The sequence below is a fragment of the Pollutimonas rozaliensis genome, assembly GCF_048751585.1.
In the GTDB taxonomy this organism is placed as follows: domain Bacteria; phylum Pseudomonadota; class Gammaproteobacteria; order Burkholderiales; family Burkholderiaceae_B.
Window position 1 is genome coordinate 1 of the sequence record NZ_JAZHOB010000396.1, and the last position, 229, is coordinate 229.

A 229-nucleotide genomic window follows, 5' to 3' on the forward strand; every position below is an offset into this window, starting at 1 on the left:
TCGACCTATTCAGTTTAGCCCAAGATTTGAGAGCAAATATATGTGCTTTAATCAACAAAAATGACTTGTCAAGTATTGACAACGCGTTTAGGCTTGTGATTGGTGCGATGAACGGCAAATCGAAGTTTAGCTTGCAAGAAATAATAGAAAAAGCAAAAGAGCTATCAAAACCTGATTTGTTCGTGGATTTCGAACAAGATGCTGTTAAACCACCTGAGTGGTTAATAGG

General features: G+C 37.6%; 1 protein-coding gene. It reads left to right on the top strand.

Translation table 11 applies throughout. From position 1 onward, the window contains the following. On the top strand, positions 1-229 hold a 229-nt coding region (locus V0R37_RS23365), incomplete at both ends, for a hypothetical protein (RefSeq protein ID WP_420376727.1).